General features: G+C 45.0%; 14 protein-coding genes. 6 read left to right on the forward strand and 8 right to left on the reverse strand.

Going from position 1 to position 21,598, the window contains the following annotated elements; all coding sequences use genetic code 11:
* Positions 1-274: 274 nt before the first annotated feature.
* From rpoD to B4240_RS02600, 3 genes are all read right to left on the reverse strand, one after another.
* Positions 275-2,194: an RNA polymerase sigma factor RpoD gene (rpoD, locus tag B4240_RS02590; RefSeq protein ID WP_296236681.1), complete on the reverse strand. Its 1,920-nt coding sequence runs from the start codon at positions 2,192-2,194 to the stop codon at positions 275-277.
* 635 nt (positions 2,195-2,829) lie between these two features.
* On the reverse strand, positions 2,830-4,992 hold the full coding sequence (locus B4240_RS02595) for a DNA primase (RefSeq protein WP_296236682.1): 2,163 nt from the start codon (positions 4,990-4,992) through the stop codon (positions 2,830-2,832).
* 249 nt (positions 4,993-5,241) lie between these two features.
* Positions 5,242-6,456: an outer membrane protein assembly factor BamD gene (locus B4240_RS02600; RefSeq protein WP_296236683.1), complete on the reverse strand. Its 1,215-nt coding sequence runs from the start codon at positions 6,454-6,456 to the stop codon at positions 5,242-5,244.
* Positions 6,457-7,103: 647 nt separating this feature from the next.
* Between B4240_RS02600 and B4240_RS02605 the strand changes: the two genes are divergently transcribed.
* Positions 7,104-8,366 (forward strand): RluA family pseudouridine synthase, encoded by a 1,263-nt coding sequence (locus B4240_RS02605; protein WP_296236684.1) that lies wholly within the window; start codon positions 7,104-7,106, stop codon positions 8,364-8,366.
* A 118-nt stretch (positions 8,367-8,484) separates the two neighbouring features.
* Entirely contained in the window at positions 8,485-9,357 is an 873-nt protein-coding gene (locus B4240_RS02610; RefSeq protein ID WP_296236685.1) for a polyphenol oxidase family protein, read from the forward strand.
* Between the two features lie 145 nt (positions 9,358-9,502).
* On the opposite strand, the gene B4240_RS02615 is transcribed toward B4240_RS02610, so the two are convergent.
* Positions 9,503-10,765, reverse strand: coding sequence for a YeeE/YedE family protein (locus tag B4240_RS02615; protein WP_296236686.1), 1,263 nt, complete (start codon positions 10,763-10,765; stop codon positions 9,503-9,505).
* A 736-nt stretch (positions 10,766-11,501) separates the two neighbouring features.
* Between B4240_RS02615 and B4240_RS02620 the strand changes: the two genes are divergently transcribed.
* From B4240_RS02620 to B4240_RS02635, 4 genes are all read left to right on the forward strand, one after another.
* On the forward strand, positions 11,502-12,125 hold the full coding sequence (locus tag B4240_RS02620; RefSeq protein ID WP_296236687.1) for a flavodoxin family protein: 624 nt from the start codon (positions 11,502-11,504) through the stop codon (positions 12,123-12,125).
* Positions 12,126-13,099: 974 nt separating this feature from the next.
* Entirely contained in the window at positions 13,100-14,554 is a 1,455-nt protein-coding gene (locus tag B4240_RS02625) for a cytochrome c (protein WP_296236688.1), read from the forward strand.
* Positions 14,555-14,858: 304 nt separating this feature from the next.
* A complete protein-coding gene (locus B4240_RS02630) occupies positions 14,859-16,460 on the forward strand; it encodes a flavin monoamine oxidase family protein (protein ID WP_296236689.1) in 1,602 nt (533 codons plus the stop codon).
* A gap of 76 nt (positions 16,461-16,536) precedes the next feature.
* Positions 16,537-17,169: a c-type cytochrome gene (locus B4240_RS02635; protein WP_296236704.1), complete on the forward strand. Its 633-nt coding sequence runs from the start codon at positions 16,537-16,539 to the stop codon at positions 17,167-17,169.
* Positions 17,170-17,388: 219 nt separating this feature from the next.
* Here the strand turns inward: B4240_RS02635 and B4240_RS02640 are convergent, their stop codons facing one another.
* The 4 genes from B4240_RS02640 to tolQ all read right to left on the reverse strand — a co-directional run bounded on the left by B4240_RS02640 (position 17,389) and on the right by tolQ (position 21,144).
* On the reverse strand, positions 17,389-18,681 hold the full coding sequence (locus B4240_RS02640; protein WP_296236690.1) for a translocation protein TolB: 1,293 nt from the start codon (positions 18,679-18,681) through the stop codon (positions 17,389-17,391).
* A 151-nt stretch (positions 18,682-18,832) separates the two neighbouring features.
* Positions 18,833-19,849: a cell envelope integrity protein TolA gene (locus tag B4240_RS02645; protein WP_296236691.1), complete on the reverse strand. Its 1,017-nt coding sequence runs from the start codon at positions 19,847-19,849 to the stop codon at positions 18,833-18,835.
* 90 nt (positions 19,850-19,939) lie between these two features.
* The gene (gene tolR, locus B4240_RS02650) at positions 19,940-20,398 is read right to left on the reverse strand and encodes a protein TolR (RefSeq protein WP_296236692.1); all 459 of its coding nucleotides are present in this window, start codon (positions 20,396-20,398) and stop codon (positions 19,940-19,942) included.
* On the reverse strand, positions 20,395-21,144 hold the full coding sequence (tolQ, locus tag B4240_RS02655; protein WP_296236693.1) for a protein TolQ: 750 nt from the start codon (positions 21,142-21,144) through the stop codon (positions 20,395-20,397). The genes tolR and tolQ overlap by 4 nt, the downstream gene beginning before the upstream one ends.
* Between the last annotated feature and the right edge of the window lie 454 nt (positions 21,145-21,598).

The following is a 21,598-nucleotide window of genomic DNA, read 5'->3' on the forward strand; positions in this document are numbered from 1 at the left end:
GTATGGCAGTACCTTAAGCAAAATGAGCTATCTAATCGTTGTTATGACAGTTATGAGGCTATTGTCGATGCCGCTTGCTTGGCTTGGAATAATTTGCTTAAACAGCCTCTGAGGATTCGGTCTTTAACTACTCGTACTTGGGCGCAACTTTAATTGTTGGGATTGGTATTATAAGTAGGGTTTTAAGACGATAAACTTTCAGGCACAAAAAAGCTGAGGCATGCTCAGCTTTTTTGTGAAATTTAATGATTAATTATAGAGTGGTTGCAACTAACTAGTCATTCTCTAAGAAAGAGCGCAGATGCTCAGAACGTGAAGGATGACGCAGTTTACGCAAGGCCTTGGCTTCAATCTGACGGATACGCTCACGCGTCACATCAAACTGCTTACCGACTTCCTCTAAGGTATGATCGGTCGGCATATCGATACCAAAGCGCATTTTTAACACGCGTGCTTCACGCTCAGTGAGGTTACCAAGTACATCACGAGTGGCTTCTTGTAGGCCAGCCGCCGTCGCATCATCGACAGGGCTTGAGATAGTACCATCTTCGATAAAGTCGCCTAGGTGCGAGTCTTCATCATCACCAATTGGCGTCTCCATTGAGATAGGCTCTTTGGCAATCTTTAGCACTTTGCGGACCTTGACTTCATCCATCTCTAAGCGTTCGCCTAATTCCTCTGGCGTCGGCTCGCGGCCCATTTCTTGTAGCAGCTGACGAGAAACGCGGTTTATCTTATTGATGGTCTCAATCATGTGTACAGGGATACGAATGGTACGCGCTTGGTCAGCGATAGAGCGGGTAATCGCCTGACGAATCCACCAAGTGGCATAGGTTGAGAACTTATAACCGCGGCGATATTCAAATTTATCAACCGCTTTCATCAGACCAATATTACCTTCTTGGATGAGATCCAAGAATTGCAGACCACGATTGGTATATTTTTTGGCGATAGAAATCACCAGACGTAAGTTCGCTTCGACCATCTCTTTTTTAGCACGGCGTGCTTTTGCTTCACCGACGGCCATACGGCGGGCAACGTCTTTCATATCATGGATTTTCATGTCGAGCTGCTGCTCGTAGTCACGAATGCGGCGCTGCAATAAAATCACGTCATCAGCGACTTTTTCTAGCGTACCGGCAAAAGCAGGTTTGCCTTTAATACGTTCAATGAGCCAATCGACGTTGGTTTCATTGCTTGGGAAAGTCTTACGGAACTCGTCACGCGGCATACGACCACGGCGAATCACCAAACGCATGATTTGACGCTCCAGCTTACGTACATCGTCATAGACATCATGCATGATGGCCATGACTTGGTCTGACAAGCGATTGTTCAGCTTGAGCATCATAAAGCGCTCAGCAAGCAGGGCATAAGCCGCTTCTGCTTCTACGCTACCACGGCCATAATCAAGCAAGGCTTGCTTGGCTTTGATAAATAGATGTTCGATTTCTTCTAAACGCAGACGCACTTCTTCTGGATCAAGACCACTGGTTTCTTCTTCAGCTTCCTCTTCGACCTCATCTTCTTCGTCTTCATCATCATCAAGCACCAATTTGGCATTGGCTTTTGTTTTGATGATAGGTGGGTTTTCTTTTTCTTCTTTGATGCGCTCGCGCTCTTCTTTAGCAGCATCTTTGGCTTCTTGCGCGGCGATTTTGTCTTCTTCGGTTTCAGGGTCTAAAAAGCCTGTGATCACGTCCGACAGTTTTTTCTCACCGTCTTGGACTTTTTCATACTCATCAAGGACAAACTGTACCGTACCTGGCCAGTAAGCCATGGCATGCTGCACGTCACGAATGCCTTCTTCGATACGTTTGGCAATGGCAATCTCGCCTTCACGGGTCAATAGATCAACCGTACCCATCTCACGCATATACATACGCACAGGGTCAGTGGTACGACCAGGCTCAGTCTCGACCGAAGCCAACACTGCTGCTGCCTCATCGGCTGCCATGTCATCATCGCTTGCATCATCGTTCATCAAGATGTCATCGGCGTCGGGCGCCGATTCAAAAATTTTAATGCCAACGTCCGTTAGCATTTGCACGATATCTTCAATCTGATCACTTTCAGTAATAGAGTCGGGCAGTTGGTCATTCACCTCGGCATAGGTCAAATACCCTTGCTCTTTACCCATTTGGATTAAGGTGGCCAGTTGAGATGTGGACTTAGAAACTGACTTATCGTTCATAAATACTCGCTTGCTTGTATCGGACATTTTTATATTGTGACTCGCTATCGCTTACAGGGTGCGTTGATATAATCAATCGATTCATCAAAATATGGCGTAAAGGTTGTCAATAATAACAAAAATGAGTGGATATGAATAAAGGCTCAAAATACGACAATTACAATACTAAAAAACCGCTAAAAATTGTTCCTGCATAAAATACGTCAAAATACGCTTACCTAAAAAAATACTGTTACTTAAACTTGCTTAAAATGGCGGTTCAAAACCTAAAGGCATTTAGCGTTAATAGTCTAAAAAACTCTTTAAAAGTTGTTCGCTAAAATTGCGTTTGCACCAAAAATGCTACTCAATAACATGGGCGTAATGTCATCTATTAAATCGGGCTAGAAATATACAGCGACACAGTTTAACACAGACCACTACAATCAAGCACGAGCTAGTGAGGTTCGCGCGCATTTATTATCCATTTTGCTGCTGGTTTTTCACCCGTTGCGTTTTTATCACTTTTTATCAATAGCCCGATTCAGGACTGTATATGCAACTGGGCATAATCATTAATAGTGGGGGCACCTGCGACGCTTTTAAAGGGTTGCTGAGGATAAATAAGCATTCAGGCCATATCTTCAATCAGAAAGTTAAGATTTCATCGTTGCCATTTGTGCCGAGCGTTCCGCGTGCTGCTCGCGAAGCCAGTCGCTTAATCTCTGACTTTGCATTTTTACAATCGTTGCTTTGACATAATCAGGATTTTTAATCATTTTTTTCATATGACGCTCAAGCAGTTGGCTGACCAGCTCTTCAACCAAGCCATCTAAACTTAATACATTACGAGCAGTCAGGGCTTTGTAAAAAGCGCCCCAATCGCGGCTCAGCGTTTCTTGGGTGGTTGGTTTGACATTCGATAAAATAAAGTGCGCCGCGGCATTGGCATCTTTTGGCAGATAATTAAGACAGCGCTTAATGGTGTTTACGATATCGAGCAAGGCATTATCTTGTAAGTCTTCCCACGCCAGCGGACGCAGGATATCGGCAGAGGCCTTTTGTTTGATATGGTCAGGCAATTGTAAATTAGTAATACCTGCTTGTTGCCAAATGGACTCGATAGGGTCATCAATCAAGGCGCGCGGCTGAAATAAAAAACACAGCTGCAACTGCTGACTGATGGTCATTTCACCATCAAAATCTAGCAGCGCATCTCTTGCGTCTTTGTTTTGACTGCGCCTGCCGCCCAGCTTTTGATAGATATCGTTATTTAACAAATAGCGAAAACTGCTGCCTTTAGGTAAGGCGGCAGTCAAGGCGCGCACTTGCGACATCAGTTTGGCTTTGCCTTCTGCCAAGGTTAAATCGTAGCGCTCACTTAAATAAGCAAAAATATACTGTGATAGCGGCATGGCGGCAGCGATTTGCTCACGCATGGCATCACTGCCCTGAGTTTTAATAAAGGTATCAGGGTCATGATTATTCGGTAAAGTTAAAAACCGCAGCTCTTTATCATCGCCAAGCACGGGCAGGGCAACTTCTAGCGTGCGCCAAGCCGCCTTTTGTCCTGCGTTGTCACCATCGAAACTTAGAGTCAGGGTTGGGTTTAATGTTAAAAGCCGAGATATTTGGCTTTCGTTAATTGCCGTTCCCATCGAAGCCACCGCGCCATAAATTCCCGCTTGATACAGAGCAATGACATCCATATAGCCTTCGACCACCAGCCAGTTATCAGCGCGCTGCTGGCGTGATTCGTAATAACCATATAGTACATGCTGTTTATGAAATACGGGCGAGTCGGATGAGTTGATATATTTGGGTTTTACTTCATCATCGAGCGCCCGGCCACCAAAACCAATGGTACGGCCTTGATTATCGCGAATGGGAAAAATGACCCGGTCACGAAGTAGGTCGTAATCACGCCCTGATTCTGATTGGCGAACCAAACCTAGCGCTTTAAGGCCTTCGATGTCTTGCGGGAATTGATGCTCGAGATGCTGCCAGCCAAAGGGCGCGTAGCCTAAGCCAAAAGTCGCAAAGGTGTCTTCTGTGATGCCACGCGATAAAAAATAATGCTTAGCATGCGGATGAATCGTCAGATTGTGTTGATAAAACTGTTGGATTTGCTCCAATAGCTCATACAGATTGCCATCTTTATCAGAGGCGCTATTATCGTAGATGGCAGTAGTGGTGTTATCATCCTCTGGCAACCATGTAGGCGGATAGCTATTAACATCTTGATAGTTGACATCGCCTTGATAGGTGCTATTACTTTGATAATGAGTATCATAGCCATCGGTTGCATAAGGGGCAGAATCGTAAGCATCTAACGGCGGATAATCGTCATAACTATGATAGTCGTTATAAGCTGGCGCGTTTATTGATGGCTGCTTATCGATTTCTGACTGATTATTAGCCGATTGCTGGCGTGTTGCTGCTGGCTTAATAGCGGCTTTTGGTTTGGTTTGTGGCTTAGCTTTTGGTTTGGCTTTAGCGCGCTGATAGCTAACGTTTTGCGGCTCTTCTTTTGGCACATCGATGCCCGTTTGTTTTGCCAGCTCATTAACCGCTTCGATAAAGGTTAGGTTCTCATAATCACGCAAAAAACTGATGGCATTGCCACCAACGCTACAGCCAAAGCAGTGATAGATGTTTTTTTGCGGATTGACATAAAAAGATGGCGACTTTTCACCATGAAACGGACAGCAGCCCTTAAACTCACTACCAGCCCGTTTAAGCGTGGTATGACGCCCAATGATACTGATTAAGTCAGCTTGGCTATTTAATTGATCAAGAATATGATTTGGAATGCTCATGCAAAAAACAGTTTACCATAGGTCAATATATTGAGTTAAACAATCTTGGGCTGAACAATCAGCTTGAAATAGCAAGAGAAACTGTCAGAAGGTACAAAACAAAAGGAACAAGAACAGAAAAAATAAGGCCAACCGTATCGCTGACCTTATATTTATATATGCAATTGGATATGTAAATTTGGCTACTTAAGAATACGTTTAAAAGACGTTTAACCCTAAAGTCATCTTAAGTAGTGATTTATCAAGCAATCATTCATCATCCATATCGGCGCCATCGACGTCCGCATTTGGCGGGGTGATAGAAACGCCTTGATTCGGTAAGGTAGTACGGCGGGTTGGGTTGATGTTTTGCGGATCTACTTCAGCTTCCCGCGCCGTAGAGCTGGTACTCGATTGGCTCGTGACGCGCTCGGTTGATGCTTCAGGCAAACCTAAGCCGACATTGATACCGCTCGAACGTCTTGGTGAGGTACCTTGCGCTGCATTGGCCGCTGCTGCGTTATCGCTTGGCAATCTTAATTGATTGGCATTGCGGATGACCTGAGTTTTGGTGGCGCCGCTATAATTGCCTGCAGACACTGAGCTGTCTGTGACGCCAGAGCGACCCAATTTACCAAATGTCACTTTATTAAGCCATGTGCTTTCGCGTTTGGTGTTTAGCTTAACGCGTCCATCATTGGTCAGCATGTTTGGATAGTTAATTTGCAGCAGGGTTTTATACTCATTTGCCAAGTCGTTTAGACCCAATTTTTCATGACTATAAGCAAGTACGGCGATAGCTTCAGGCACCGATTCGCTTAATGGATAATATTGGAAGACCCACTTGGCACGGTTGGCAGCGGCAACATACGCTTCGCGCTCGATATACCAGTTAGCAGCGCTCATCTCGCTTTCGGCAAATTGATTATAAATAAATGTCATGCGCTGAGCAGCATCTGGCGCGTAAGGGCTGTTAGGATACTTATTAATAAGCTCTTGGAAGTTGGCAAAAGCAATACGTAAATAGGCGGTATCACGCTCAGCTTGATTGAGTTTAAACAGTTTTAGGCCTTCAGATGAGCCTTGCATATTGGCCACGCCGCGCACGTAATAAGCGTAGCTGACCTGCGGATTGGACGGGTAGAGGTTGATAAATTGCTCAGCGCTGGCAGCAGCCATTTCATATTTGCCACTTTCATACTGAGCGTACATCATATCCAGTAAGGCTTGTTCGGCATATTGTCCGGTCGGGTAGAAGGTGCGCAAATTGGTCAAATCTTCGATAGCTTGGGTGTAGCGACCTTTGTCAATCTGGGCAATCGCATCGTTATAATAACCTTGCTCTGACTTCTCAGCAGTTTCAACCGCATCCACGTCTTTACCGCCGGTTAGGTTTTTAAACGTTTGACAACCCACCAAGTTGACACTTAAGGCAAGGAGGGTGATTGAGGACAGTTTGATAAACGTATTGCCAACAGCTTGCATACTTCTTCTCCGACACAAGACGCGTAATAGCAGCGACGCTATTATGCTAAATAATAAAAGGGTAATGATGCAGTTTTGCAAAGGTTAATAAAATAGAGGTATTTTAAAAATTCAGTGCCATAGCATACAGCAAAACATGGCTTACTTTATAGAATAACGCTTGCTTCGTCTATTTTTTCGTTATCTATTTTGTAGTTGCGCGGCTGATGCTTTACGTATTGTTGTTTTGCTCGTAGTTTAGCATGAGCCACCGTCCCGAGCGATATCGAATCTGGCTGACAGGGTTAAATATACAGTAAATTACAGCCATGTCATATTTTAGAGAGTTAATCTATCAAATAATGTCCATCGTGTGGCGGCTTAATCTTTATAATTCTGCATAGTTTTTCATAATTCCTCAGAACAAGGTAATGATAAAAAGGTAACGAGAAAATCGCAGATAACGCGCAGCTTCTGTAGGGCTTGGTCGCTTGGCGTGTTACACTATGACGATATGACTGCCGCTTTATGATGGCCGCTTTTTTTGGCCTTGCTTATTTTTGCAGGTCAAAGCGCCAGCCAGCTTTCTTATCCAGTTTTCTTATGAAGTCAGCTTATAAGCTGTGAGCGACTTTGCCCTCTATAAATCCGCTATGAATAATGATGCTATGACGACCAATTTTCCTAAGAATCAACCGTTAGATACCGATTTGTCAACAGAAGAGCTGCCGATGCCAAACGAATTATTAAAAAACAATGTATTAAGCGACGATGTGTTAAATGACAATCAGGCGTTAAATAAAGATGAAACGCCTGATGACAATCAAGGTGCGCTTGATGAGCAAGGGCGCGATGTGTCTGATGATGAGCTAGATGAATTGGCGGATGACGATATTATTGATGATGAAGATGAATACGAAGATGAGCACAGCGATAATGCAGCATCAATCGCGGGGCAAGCGGTTCCCGTTAATATTGATATCACTCATACGGTAATAGAAGACGAAGCTGGTTTACGTATTGATAAATTGGCATCGAAGGTGTTTACCGATTTTTCGCGTGCCCAACTGCAAGGTTGGATTACTGATGGCAGCTTACTTTATAACGGTACGGTACAAAAACCAAAAATCCGCGTCAAGGCGGGTGATATTCTGCATTTATCGACGACACTGCAGCAGCATAGCGAAGATCAACCAGAAAATATCGCGATCGAAGTGGTCTATGAAGATGAAGACGTTTTGGTGATTAATAAACCAGTCGGCATGGTTGTCCATCCGGGCGCTGGTAATCAGACGGGCACCTTGGTCAATGCGCTCTTGTACCATTATCCGCAGCAGCACCATCTGCCGCGTGCCGGACTGGTGCACCGTATTGATAAAGACACCTCGGGGCTGCTGCTCATCGGTAAAACCAAGCCTGCACAAATGGCCTTGATGGAGCAGTTAAAAGACAAATCCGTTTATCGTCATTATCAGTGCGTGGTCGCAGGGGATGCGGCAAGTTTGCTGCGTCATCGCCGTATCGACGCGCCGATTGGACGTCATCGCAATCAGCGCACCAAAATGACCGTGATGACGGCAGGGCGCGAAGCCATTACACATTTATTAAATGTGACCCCACTAAACGATAACTATTGCCTACTAGATGTTGGTCTTGAGACGGGGCGTACCCACCAGATTCGCGTACATCTGAGCCATATTACTTATCCGATAGTCGGTGACCGTGTTTATGGTGGCCGTCGTCAACTGCGAGCTGGCTTGACAGAAGCGCAGCGCCAAGCAATCAACAGTTTTCCGCGTCAAGCATTGCACGCTTATGAATTAGGATTTGTACACCCAACGACTGGCGAGGACATCGAAGTGACGGCGCCAATCCCTGAAGATATGCAGCAATTAATAGCAGTGTTAAGTGATGGCTACGACGAAGAATAACGCTTAATAGACGATACCCGTTTAGCGTTATTTATTTAAAACATATTTATTTAAAACGTAACGATAAGCGATAATTCCTAACCATAATGATGCAAATAAAAAAAATGGTAAATCAGCCATGACTACCCTAAAAAACCAGCTTCCTATTACCTTGCTTGCTCAGCTTGATGACGTGGCGGTTTTCCAAACGGCAGCTTTTATCAGTGGCGATAGTGAGGCTGCGAGCGTCTTTAATACAAACCATCAAGCAAATTATGGCGCGCTCAATTTAGGCTTACACGTCAATGATAACGCCAAAACAGTCTTAAACAATCGCATGCGTGTATTAACGGCGATTAATGAGCAATTAGCAGCAAAGCAGCGCTTGCCGATTGGTAGTTTGCACTGGGTCAATCAGGTGCATGGTCAGCAGATTTATGATGTCGATGCGGCGGCGCTCCCTATGCGTCCGCTAGACGCTGATGCCATGGTCAGCCAGCAAGCGCAAGTTGGACTGGCGATTATGACCGCCGACTGTGTGCCAATCGTCTTATATCAGCCAGCAACGGGGCAGATAGCCGCCATCCATGCAGGCTGGCAAGGGCTGGCGTGCGGCGTCATTCAAGCGACAGCCAAACGTTTTAGCACTGATGAGAAAATGACGGCGTGGATTGGTGCGTGTATCAGTCAAGACAACTATGAAGTTGGCGGCCAAGTGCGAGACAAGCTGCTAGCAGGTTGCGTTGACAATCAAACGTTATCGGTACAGCATATTGAGAGCTTTACTGAGCGTTACGTCTTAGCGTCTGAGGCGGATAAAATTAAGCTGAATTTACCCAAGCTTGCGGCTGACCAATTAAATGTAGCAGGTATTATGGTCAGCAATCAGTCCGAGATCCCTTGTAGCTACGCTGACATGCATTATTATTCTTATCGGCGTCAAACGCACCTTGGGCAGCCCGCAACAGGACGTATGGCATTGATTATTACGCGCAGCCTTGCTATTTCTTGATATAAGCAAAATTCATCATATTGATGGAGCAATAAAAATAGCAGACTTATCTCTAGCCTGCTATTTTCTTATTTATTGACCATTTATTCTAAAACCCTAGCTTTATTTAGGTTGCAAGCGCTTGGGCTAAAAGTAGGGACGGGTGTTAACATACAGAGTCATTCGATTTTGGTACAGACAATCCAAATAAAGGTCGCAAATACAAGGCTAAAAAAGTCCCCGCCATTGCCATAACACCCCATATATAACCATGCGCACTAAATGAAGCAATACCGCCAAAATAAGCGCCGATGTTACAGCCGAATGCTAAACGTGCGCCATAGCCCATCATTAATCCGCCAATCACCGAAGCGGCAAAATTGCCGATAGTAATCTGGGTGAATTTGAATAGACCGCCCGCTGCAGAGGCAATAAAAGCACCGATGATAATGCCAATGTTCATTACCGTGGTCGAATCAGCAAAAATAGAAGCATTTAACGCGGCCGCATTTGCTCCTTGCCAATAACCCCAGCTAGCAACACCAACGCCAAAAGTGCTGGCGATTTTAGAGCCCCATAACGTGAAGGCAGAAGTGATACCCCATGGCTGGCCACGCGTGAGCAATGTCAACGCATTGAGTAGCGCTAAGACAATCGCTGCAGCGAATAATGGCCAAGAACCACGAAAAATACGTTTCCAACCTTTTTCCGTGGGAATAGGCGCCATTTTAGGTGCGTTGGTTTTTTTCTCAACAATGAGCGTGACCCAGGCAATCAGGGCAAACAATAGCAAAGACACCATCCAAGCGCCGCTATAACCGAGACCAGTCGAGGTTGCTAAAGAAAAAGGCGCAAAGGCGGGCATCTCTTCTGTCCAAAACGGCAAATGATAAGCGCCAATGGTCGCGCCAATGATAAAGAAAATAAAGGTGATAAACATCACCGAACGTCCGCCGCCCACTGCGTAAAGCGTGCCAGAAGCACAGCCGCCGCCAAGCTGCATGCCTATACCGAATACAAACGACCCGACCAATAAGCTAACCCCAACGGGTGAGACGTAACCTGCGGCCGGTCCGCCAAAAATCGTCGTACCATAAGCTAAAATAGGCGCAAACAAAGTGACCGCCACTGCTAACATTAGCATGTGAGCGCGCATCGCTTGTCCGTTACCAACCGACATCAGACGTCTAAATGCAGAGGTAAAACCAAAGCGCGCATGAAACAGGGTATAGCCTAGCAATAGGCCGATACCGAAAAGTAGCGGCTGGGCGATCGTTTGGGTAATAGACAGATAGACCAACATAACAAAACCAACAATTGCGCCACCTGCTATTAGTAACGTTTGTGGGTCATTTAAAGCAAGCGTATCTCTAGGGATAGGATCGCGGCTATCGTTTACGGGTTGAACTCTAATTGTTGTAGTAGCCAAAAGAATCACTTCCTTCTCTGATATAATGGGTCAGAGTTAATTATTTATATCTTTGATCAAAATAGGTTTTTGGAATATCTAAAGTATTTATCTAAGTAAGATTGAATAAGGACTATATGATAAACCCGTTTTGTAGGATGACTACAAGAAGAGGGGGAATTAATATATTCCAATAGGGAATAAGAGCATCGGTTGAAATGCGCTATAGGGCGGGTAACCTACGGAACAGTTATCTTTTTTTCTATACATCGTTGTTCTTATTGATATTTATTTTACGTATCAGTGACTATTTCGGTCAATCAAGGACAATATGAGCAGACAAAAAGTTTATTAAGAATAGCTACCTATATACTTGATAAATTAAGTTTTACTAAATACGCTTGTCTATTTAAGGTTGTATTTATATAAGTTTGCTTCATATTCATTATCTACTTTGTTTACTTCTTATATAATCGTGTCTACCGTCTTATATTTAAGTTGGCGCCTTATATTTAAGTTAGCCCGTATGCGTAGCCACTACTTCACACATTTTTAGTATAAAGTTTTCACCATTTAAAAAATTGGTGGTGTGTCAAAAAGTATGCTGATTAAAACTTGAACAATTTTTGAAGCCTTGAAAGCCCTATAGAATCAGAGAACTTAGCATAGATTTCTTATTGACTTCTATCGCCAGCATACTTTTTAGAACACCACCAAAAAATTAATACTACTTAACCAATCCATTACTAGAGTTCGTATGACTACACCTATAACGCCTTCCTCAGTTTCCACGGATAACCCTCCTAACGTATCGATGGCGGTCATCTATCATAGTAATTATGGGCATACCAAACGCGTCGCCGAAGCAGTCGTGACCGGCGCGCGTCAGCAATTACCAGCAGCCCGAGTCAAAGCTGTCGATGTTCATGATGTTGATTGGGATTTTGTGGATCAGGCGGATTTACTGGTGTTTGGTAGCGCCGTCTATATGGGCAGCGTGACGGCAGGCTTTAAGACCTTTATGGATGAGACTTCTAAGCGTTGGTACCATCGCAAATGGGAAGGCAAGTGGGCCGCAGGTTTTGCCAACTCAGGCGGTTTGAGTGGTGATAAGCTTGCCGTCCTGCAGCAGATTTGCCTTTATGCCATGCAACACGGCATGAATTGGATAGGCTTGCCACTGATGCCAACGGGGCATGAAGCGCATGATTTAAACCGTCTTTCAAGCTTTTTGGGCTTGATGACGCAGTCGCTAGATGGGCCACCTGAAGTGACGCCGGGCGCAGGAGACATCGATACTGCCATTTGGTTTGGCGACCATTTGGCGAAGACCATTATCAAACATCAGCCTAAACCATCAGACGCCGCTACAAAAGATTAAAATCAGCCAGCATTTAATAGCCACTTATAAAATAAAAAAGCAGATATCAATTCGGTATCTGCTTTTTTTTTATGTTATCGAGCCTTGTCTGTTGTTGAAACGGTTTGAGTGGCAGTCATACTAGCAGGTACGGACACAGTAGAGGCGCGCTCAACAAGGACAGTGTTGGCAGGGAGGTTCTTGACAGGAATGGGACTGTCGACAAACTGAAAAGATTGGCATCCTGTCAGAGGTATCGCTGCTGCAAACGTAAATATAAGGGCAAAGGATTTCATAAGAACCTCTCAGGCGGACGTTAGCAATGTCGTTATAGTTGGCGATATTAAACTAGCGCTTATCATAAGCAAAACAGGGGCGGGGCAAAAGGTATTTGTTAGCCATATAAAAATAACGCTAAATACAGAGCGCATCTCAAATCGGTGCTGTTCAAATTGGCGCTGTTCAAATTGGCGCTGTGTATCTATTATGTACGCTCGCAGCCTCTTACAACAAGTAGCCAAGTCGCTTTTTAAACCATCTCACGTCTTATCTATTGTTTATTCATCAATAAAACCAAAGTTTAAATACGTTTAGTCTTTGTTTTTCAAGGGGTTTGTTGTTCGAGATAAAATTATAATATAAAAAAATATATTGAATAAACAGGGATTAAGATTCCATCCGAGGTTTTTTAACTTTTGTAAAAACATGCAGTGAATGCGTTACTATTTAAGTAATAGATGGGAAATAGTTTTACATTAGCGGTGTGAGCAGACATTCTTTAGAAACTATCTCTCCTGAAGTGTTTTTATCACGCCCCTTTATTAAGCATTTTATTGGACGATTTGCTAAATCATGTAATGGATTATCAGTTGAGTACTGAAAGTTATTGTTAATAATCTTACTCAATGTCAAATGTCTTATCCTAACCATGCGTTCCAATATATGCGACCCAATAATAACTACAACACCCTAGGTGCCAGCTATATGAGGATATTATGAAGCCACTTTCTGTGATGTTATCGATGCTTGTCATTGGTATTACCTCCAGCGCCGTGATGGCTGAAGGTGCTAACCTTCCTAATGCCAACTTACCCAATGCTAGCTTACCTAATGTAAGCCCAGCCAACAGTGAGCTCGTCAACCGCGGCGCCTATATTGCCCGCGCAGCTGATTGTATGGCTTGTCATGGTGAGGACTACAGCGGCGGCACAGCGGTTGAAACTCCGATGGGAGAAATCTATTCAACCAATATCACCCCTTCTAAACGTTACGGTATCGGTAAATATACCGAAGCAGATTTAAAAAACGCGCTACAAAAAGGTCGCGCACCAGACCATATGCTCTATCCTGCTATGCCATATCCTTCTTATAGTGGCATGACAGAAGAAGATATCAGCGCGCTGTTTGCTTATTTGCAAACCGTACCGCCCGTCGATGAAGCGCCTAAGCAAGAAACCAAATTACCCTTTCCTTTTAACATCCGCAGCTTGATGATCGGTTGGAATCTTCTCAATTTGCCGTCTACCGAAAAGCGCGATGGTCTTAATGACAAACAAAAACGCGGTGAATATTTGGTCAACCATTTAGAGCACTGCGGCACTTGCCATACGCCGCGCAACGGTACTATGGGTTTTGATAAAGAAAAGTATTTATCAGGCGCGCCGCTTGGCAATTGGCATTCTCCAAATATCACGCCTGATGAGTCAAGCGGTATCGGTAGTTGGAGCGAGCAAGATATTATCACGTATCTGCGTACTGGTGAGCTTGATCAGCGCGCCTATGCTGGCGGCCCCATGGGCGAAGCGGTTGCACACAGTACGCGCTATCTAAAAAATGAAGACTTAAGTGCGATTGCGTCTTACCTAAAAGCGATACCTGCCATTCAAACCGAAGACAAGGTTAATGCCGTCGATGTGGCACGCTTGCCAACGCCAGTCAACGAATCTATCACGCATGACTTACTTGCGCAAAAAGATTACTTAGCCCAAGCAAAAGCACAGGTTAGTAACGGTAGCAATTCGCCAAAATCACTCTATCTGGCGGTTTGTGGTAGCTGTCATGGTGTCGATGGGTACGGTCAGCCTGACGCACGCTATGCGCCTATCGTTGGTCTTAGCAGCATTCGCCGCGAAAAGCCTGACGCCCTCGTCAATATGATTCTGCATGGCGTAGAGAGCGCGACCAATACGTCGCCTATCATGCCAGGTTTCTCAGAAGAGCTAAGCAGCGAGCAGATTGCTGGTATCACCAACTACGTTCGTACCAGTTTTGGTGGCCATGCCAACAGTGAGGTGAGTGCCGCTGATGTCGATCGCATTGCTGCAGCAGAAGTGGAAAAACCTTTTTTGATTAAGTACGCAGGCTTACTCGCAATTATCGGCATTATCGTTGCAATTTTGATCATTATATTTATTGTACGAGCCATTTTACGGTCTAGACGCCGCCGTTAATTGAAGCGCAAGCTGTTGCAATGGTTTTGGTTTAAAGAGTTCTAATCGAAATTATGAAAACCAAAACAGAGCAGCAACCGCTTCAATCGAACAGCAAATTATTAATCTTATAACAGCGTTTTAGACATTTATTACCAGACAGGGATTAACGGCAACACGGTAGCGCACGGCAGTTTGGCAAATAAGCGCAGAGTTAAGCCAAGCTAAAAGGTACAAGCACTTATAAATAGCAATAAGCGTTTGTTAATAAAAACAGCACAAGTGGCTACTGTCATGTACGAACGTCTACTTTAAGGATATTATTATGAAAGACATGCTTCAATCACCAACGCGGCGCCAACTCCTCTCGATGATTGGTAAAACAGCAGGCGCAACCGCGATGTATCAGGCAATGACGACCTTAGGATTTGCCTCAGAATCGAGTTTTAAAGAAGCCATGGACTTAAAAGGTGCTCCTCCAGGCGCGAGTATCATTGTTCTTGGCGCGGGACTTGGTGGGCTGACGGCGGCGTATGAGCTGCGTAAAGCAGGCTACAATGTCAAAGTACTTGAGTTTCAAAATCGAGGCGGCGGTCGCAGTTGGACGCTCAACAGCGGTGATAGATATACCGAGCTTGGCGGCGAAGAAGTCACCTGTGATTTTGAAGAGGGCAATTATTTTAACGGTGGGCCGTGGCGCCTGCCAAGTCATCACTATGCTGTCTTCCACTATTGCAAGCAGTTCGGCGTTGAGATGCAGCCATTTATTCAAACCAATGACCGCGCTTATTTACATCGTACTGATCATTTCAATGGCGTACCGCAGCGTTTGGGTGATGTGAAAAATGACATCAAAGGGCACGTATCAGAATTATTATCAAAAGCGGTTAATGCCGGCGGTCTTGATCGTTCTGTCAACAAGGAAGACAAAGAAAAACTACTCGAGGGCTTAAAAGGTTGGGGCGCGCTTGATAAGGACTATCGCTATCAGACCAATCATGAAACCAGCGGGCATCGTGGTTTTAGCGTGCTGCCGGGTGGCGGCTTGATGCCTGATGCAAAACCTTCAAAAGTTTTGCCCATGGATGAGATATTGGATTCTGGTGTATGGGCCGACATTTATAACAATCATAATATTTATGTCCATCAACCAACGATGTTTCAGCCTGTGGGCGGTATGGGTAAAATTGGTGATGCGTTCACCCGCGAATGCCGCGACATGATTGAGTTTAATGCCAAAGTCACTAAGATTCATCAAGATGAAAGCGGCGTCACTGTTGATTATGTCGATAGCAACAGTCCAGATGGCGCGACCAAAACCATTCGTGCTGATTGGTGTGTGTGCAATATTCCGTTAACCGTGCTGACACAAATGGATATTAACGTCTCAAAACCAATGAAACAAGCCATGGCAGCCATTCCCTATGAGACGTCTTATAAAGTAGGTTTGGAGTTCCATCGCCGTTTTTGGGAAGAAGATGAGTGGATCTACGGCGGCGTAACTTATACCAATATGCCGATTGCGCAGATTGCTTACCCTTCGCAAAATATGTTTAAAACGGGCACTGGCGTGTTATTAGGCGCTTATGGTTATGGTCCAACGTCTTATAAATTTAACTCCTTAACGCCACAAGAGCGTATCAACGTTGCACTTGCCTACGGTAAATATATCCACCCACAATATCCAAAAGAGTTTAAGGCAGGCACGTCAGTGGTTTGGCACCGTATCCCATGGACACTCGGTTGTTATGGTATTTGGAGTGAATCGACTCGTCGTCAGTATTACGACACCCTGTGCAGTATTGATAATCGTATTGTACTAGCGGGCGAGCATTGCTCACACATTCCAGCATGGCAGGAAGGCGCTATTTTATCGGGTATGGATGCCGCAAAGCGTCTTCATAGAAAAGCAAAAATGCTGGGTTAATATGAATAATTATAAAAATTCAGAGGCTATCATGGACAATGCAATCGTGAAGAAGGCAATCGTGGAGAAAAAAGTCATGAAAAACATGACATCCAAACTGCTGACTGTGATGTTACTGAGTGCGATGAGCAGTGCAGCACTTTTAGGCTGTAGTCAACAGTCGGATGATGTAGAGACGGTGGCGAGTAAACAGCAACAAGATACTGAAACAACCCTTGACTATCAGGCCAGTCGGAACAACGGTGCTTGGGGCGCTGTCTATATGAGTCGTGAGGAGCTGACAGCACCTCCTACCAATATCGTTGATGACAGCTTACTTCCCAATATGGATAATGATCCTAGTCTTACTGAGTGGGAAACAAAGTTTGAAGGGACAAATGCTTTTGTGACCACAGATGGTAAAAAGCTGTATCACGACTCTTGTGCGGCTTGCCATATGCATAAAGGCGAGGGTGCTTACGGCGCGGGCTATTATCCGCCGCTCGCCCATAACAGCAAGATGCAATCAAAGTACTACATCATTGATATTTTGATTAACGGCTTTCGCGGTATGCCGTCGTTCCATGGTATGATGAACGATGAGCAAATGGCTGCGGTGACCCAGTACGTGCATAGTGAGCTTAATGACTATACAGATACAGTAACTGCCGAAGATGTGGCTCAGCTAAGACATGCCAATCCATCGGCTGGCGATCCAAGTGACGAGTAACGTCAAAAATTGTACTGTTAGCCAATTACTTTTGAGGGTTAGTAGCTCATAAGGGTTAATGGCTCATATAAGCAGTAGCTTGCCCATAAGAAGTAACTTGCCGTTCCCGTTTCCCGTTAAAATAAAAAAGCGCCCGATAGTATTATCGAGCGCTTTTTCTTTGTCAACGTTAACCTTAACCAGTTTCGAGTTATATTTTACGACATAAACATTAGCGGGTTATTGAGGGCTAGATGACCAAACGGGTGAGCGAATAGTACCTTGACCAGATTTACCAAAGGCTTCGCCGCCATTCAATGATTTGATGGTCAGTATACCTTTGCCGCCTTGTTTTGAAGCATAGACCACGCGCTTACCATTGGGTGAAAAGCTCGGTGCTTCGTCGATACCAGTGTTGCCCAAGTTGGCCGTGATAGCACCGCGACTATTCATGATGGCAGCTGAGCGGCCACTTAAAAAAGCAACTTGTGAGCCGTCGCTACTAAATTGCGGACTGGTCGCATATCCATTACTGGATACTTGAGTTATACGTCCTGAGCCAAATTCATAGCGATAAATGCGTGGTTTATTAAGTCCAGCTTTGTCTGATACAAATACAAAGGATTTGCCATCAGGCGCATAGCTTGGCTGTACTTCACTGCTTGGCCAATTGATCAGCCTTCTAGGCTGACCGCCGCTAGCGCTCATCTCATAAATGTCGGCACTGCCTTCAAAGCTGCTAGAAAACAGTATTTTGCTACCATCTGGTGAAAATGACGGGCTAAGATTGCTACCAGGGAAGGGCGTTAAAGCCGTGGCTCCGCCGCCGCTCACGTTTTGAATATAGATAACAGGATAAGATTGATCGCGCTGCACTGAGTAGGCGATGCGATTGCCGTCGGGCGACCAAGTAGGCGAGAAGATAGAGCCTGCCACCTCTGTAATGGTTTTAGCGTTTTCGCCATCAGCATCCATCACCTTTAAGCGCGATACCTTGTTTTTTCCAGTACCAATTTCTTCAATATAAGCAATGCGCCCCGAGAAGTCACCGGGTATACCAGTGATAAGTTCATATACTTTATCCGCGATAACGTGAGCGGCGTAACGCATGCTTTCTTTGTTATTATCAGCGGTTAAACTCTGCTTCCCTTCTATCACGCGCCCCGTTTTAACCTCAATGACTTCATAATCGGTCACGACTTTGCCGCGATTACTGCGTGTGCTACCGACGACGAGATAAGGGATGCCCATACTTTGCCAGACGGGTAGCGAACCTGCCAAATCGCTGCTACTGTGCGGCTGCTGCGGTAGATTTTGGCTGGTCACTTTCAGCTCAGTTTTGCTCAAATCATTTAAGATAATCGGCGATAAAGTAGAGTCACCAGCAAAGGACACAAAAGCCACTTGGTTTTGTTGCACAGGAATCTCATAATCCAACTCTAAAACGACAGGTGCCGCAAAGACGCTAGGAGCAAACAGTAAGCTTGAAGTGCTGGCAATTAAAGAGAGGCATAGTTTTTTATGGATGCGCATAACCAAGTCGAACTCCTAGATTGGGTTAATAGTTTTTTATAAGGGTTAAGGTTTTTTTATAGGGATAAACCAATGATAACGGTAAAATAATATCGCCACAGGTGCAAGTTGCTTAAGGTAAAGTTAGCAATAATATCGTGTGAGGGCAACTTTAATTGCTGCCCTTAAACTGTATGGTAAAAGTGGGGTATTTAGGATCATCGGCATCGATTGGTAAGCTGCCTGTGTTTAATACTGCCTGTTTGGCGGCTTCATTGACGGCACTATCAGGCCCTGACGCAGAGACATTAACGACGGTGCCGCTGGCATTGACCGTGATGGTTAGCGTGGCGCGCTGAGTTGAGCCCCTCGCTGCTGTTGGCGGATTATAATTACGTTTTATCAGGCTGATAATCTCGCTGTTACTGGCGCCGCGACTGCCGCTTGATGCCGAGCGGCTGCTGCCTTTTGCGGTACTACTGGTTACTGTGTTCCCAGATAGGGTCGATTGTCCATCATCTCCTAGGCTAAATGTCTGGCCTGCGCTACTAGAACCACCGGTATCGATTTCTATATTTCGATCATTGGCAGTTGGGCGTTTGATCTTGGGCGGATTGTTTTGTTTATTACGAAAATCTCCAAGCCTTTTTTGCTCCTCGATAAGCTGTTGTCTTCTGTCTCGCGCCACTTGATCATGCTCCTCTAGCACAGTTTCGTCTAACTGCGCTGCCCACTCAGCCATATTGCGCTCGTATTCTTGATTTTGCTCAAGTAGACGCTGGTGCTGCTCTTCACTCATCAGCATTGGGTGAGAGCTCACAGGATCATCAGAGCGGGTAAAAACAGGTACGCGCTGAGAATTTGGCTCGCTAGGATTTTCGTAGCTGACACTACTATCAAAGCTATTTTCTGGCATGGTAGTTGATGAGGCGCTTGCCGCACTGTCAGCTTGCATGGCACTGGCCGCCGCGGCTCGATTGGCAAGTATCTGACCTTGCATTTCAGCCAATTGCTCGGGGGAAACCATGACAGTTTCGATACTACCAGCGGTCTCGACTTCCATATGTTGATACGTGTAAACCAGTATGCCAATCACAAGGCCATGCGCCAACACGCTTAAAAGCGTAGGCAAGGTTAGCCCATTACCTTCAGGTTCAGTCGGCACATAAACGGTCGGCGCATTACGCATAATAGGGATACTCAAATACGATATTTATCAAATAAGCGACTTTATTATAGTCAGCTGAGCCAGTCCAAGTTAAGCTAAGAGTAGGGCGAATTACAATGCAGGCGCGGGCAGAGGCGCCCCTGTTAATAGCCCGACCTTTTGGATACCGGCTTGTTGCAAAGTTGCCATCAGCGTCATGATAGCGCCGTACTGATTGTTTTTATCGGCATTAATCATCACTTGTAACGGCTGAGCGCCCATATCCGTGTTTTGATTTTGCAGGTTAGATAAGGTGTCAATCAGCTCCGGCTCACTAATCGGTAAGTCGATATTGTTCTCATAACTGATAAAAATCTCGCCGCTATCGGTCAAGGAGACAATCACTGGTAGCTGGCTTTGGCTGATGGTATTGGTTTGCTCTTTTGGCAAATCAACATCGACGCCCGTAATCAGCATCGGCGCGGTGACCATAAATATCACCAGCAGCACCAGCATGACGTCGATATAAGGAACAACGTTCATCTCCGCATTTAGCGCTTTTTTTTCACGGCGATAGGGACTTTGTTTCATAGACCGGTTACCTGAGTGCTTTGGCTATTTTGACTGCTTTGATTAACTGGGTTGACTTGACTGCTAGTCTGCGGGTTTTCAATGCTGGTTTCGCGTTGTAGCATGCCTGTCATCTCGTCGCAAAATAAGGCGCGCGAGTCGTATAAGCGGCTCGCTTTGGCAGTAAAGTGATTATAAGCCAATACCGCAGGAATCGCGGCAAACAAACCCATGGCGGTAGCAATCAAAGCTTCTGCAATACCGGGCGCGACAGTCGCTAGGGTCGCTTGCTCGCTTTGCGACAGTCCCAAAAAGGCATTCATAATGCCCCAAACCGTACCGAATAAGCCAACGTAAGGGGCTACCGAACCAATACTTGCCAGCGTCGTCAGTCCTGACTCTAATAATTGCTGCTGACGCCCCAGTCCAACCCGAAGCTTGCGCTCGACGCCATCGATGATGTCATCTTTAGGTTGGCGTTTTTTATGCATACGCAAGTATTCAGAGAAGCCAACATAAAAAATCTGCTCAAGACCTTGACGTTCAGGCGAGCCTTGTACGCCTTGATAAAGTTTGGCCAAATCTTCCCCTGACCAAAACCACGTTTCAAACTGCTGGTCGAAATTTTTGGCGGTGCCAAGGCGCGCACTCATACGAAAAATAATCACCCAACTGAGCAGTGAAGCCAATAACAACAATGCCATCACAATCTGTACCAATAGACTCGCTTGGGTGATAAGGTCGATAATATTTAAGGATTCAGGCATGTATGAGACTCATGGATAATGAATAATAGTCAATTTAACGGGCGTTTCAACTCAACCCCCTAGTGTACTGCTAAACCACGCAAATATCATTAATAATATGTTAATGACCCATCAGTAAATACCTTAGATCAATTTTTCTAAAAAAATTAATGACAGCACAACTATTTTATAATATTGTCCATATGGTCAACTAATTTGCACTCTTATATTCAGAAGATAACCCCGTTCATTGAAATTTTAGGTAAATTTCACTAGAATGTTATCGTTTGTTGCTGTCATTTTTCATGATGGTTTTGCATTTGCCAAATTACGTGTGGCTAAAGGACTAAAAACATCATCTCTAACCTTAGTGTATAAGCGTCATTTACAGTCGCAATCTGGAAGCGTCATTTATCGTCGCAATTTGGGTGTATTTTTATATGTTTGATTTAAACGCAGCATCGAGCGTCGCAAT

The organism is Psychrobacter sp. UBA5136 (assembly GCF_002414005.1).
In the GTDB taxonomy this organism is placed as follows: Bacteria; Pseudomonadota; Gammaproteobacteria; order Pseudomonadales; family Moraxellaceae; genus Psychrobacter.

Coding starts and splice junctions, on each gene's coding strand:
- B4240_RS02595 (WP_296236682.1), bottom strand. CDS start 4,992: ATGAGCATTCCAAATCATATTCTTGATCAATTAAATAGCCAAGCTGAC.
- B4240_RS02610 (WP_296236685.1), top strand. CDS start 8,485: ATGACTACCCTAAAAAACCAGCTTCCTATTACCTTGCTTGCTCAGCTT.
- B4240_RS02645 (WP_296236691.1), bottom strand. CDS start 19,849: ATGCGTAATGCGCCGACCGTTTATGTGCCGACTGAACCTGAAGGTAAT.
- tolR (WP_296236692.1), bottom strand. CDS start 20,398: ATGAAACAAAGTCCCTATCGCCGTGAAAAAAAAGCGCTAAATGCGGAG.
- B4240_RS02635 (WP_296236704.1), top strand. CDS start 16,537: ATGAAAAACATGACATCCAAACTGCTGACTGTGATGTTACTGAGTGCG.
- B4240_RS02630 (WP_296236689.1), top strand. CDS start 14,859: ATGAAAGACATGCTTCAATCACCAACGCGGCGCCAACTCCTCTCGATG.
- B4240_RS02640 (WP_296236690.1), bottom strand. CDS start 18,681: ATGCGCATCCATAAAAAACTATGCCTCTCTTTAATTGCCAGCACTTCA.
- tolQ (WP_296236693.1), bottom strand. CDS start 21,144: ATGCCTGAATCCTTAAATATTATCGACCTTATCACCCAAGCGAGTCTA.
- B4240_RS02620 (WP_296236687.1), top strand. CDS start 11,502: ATGACTACACCTATAACGCCTTCCTCAGTTTCCACGGATAACCCTCCT.
- B4240_RS02605 (WP_296236684.1), top strand. CDS start 7,104: ATGACGACCAATTTTCCTAAGAATCAACCGTTAGATACCGATTTGTCA.
- B4240_RS02600 (WP_296236683.1), bottom strand. CDS start 6,456: ATGCAAGCTGTTGGCAATACGTTTATCAAACTGTCCTCAATCACCCTC.
- rpoD (WP_296236681.1), bottom strand. CDS start 2,194: ATGAACGATAAGTCAGTTTCTAAGTCCACATCTCAACTGGCCACCTTA.
- B4240_RS02625 (WP_296236688.1), top strand. CDS start 13,100: ATGAAGCCACTTTCTGTGATGTTATCGATGCTTGTCATTGGTATTACC.